Annotated in this window: 1 protein-coding gene; it reads left to right on the forward strand. The window is 45.1% G+C overall.

The window, feature by feature from the left end:
- Positions 1-275: ATP-binding cassette domain-containing protein (locus A3712_RS23890; RefSeq protein WP_157618878.1), on the forward strand; the 275-nt coding region annotated here is incomplete at both ends.

Genomic DNA, 275 nt, shown 5'->3' on the forward strand with positions numbered 1-275 from the left:
GCACTTGCCAATGCCAGAAAAGTCATACACCAAGTACCCGCACGAATTTTCGGGTGGTCAACTGCAGCGCATTATGATTGCAATGGCACTGATTAATGAACCGGATATTCTGATTGCGGACGAACCGACGACAGCACTCGATGTAACGGTTCAAGCTGAAGTACTTTCTCTTATCAAAGAGATCCAAGGCAAGATGGGAATGGCAATTTTGTTCATCACTCATGACTTAGGTGTGGTAAAACACTTCGCCGATCGTGTGATAGTGATGTGTAAAG

This window comes from Vibrio sp. HI00D65 (assembly GCF_001635455.1).
Taxonomy (GTDB): Bacteria; Pseudomonadota; Gammaproteobacteria; order Enterobacterales; family Vibrionaceae; genus Vibrio.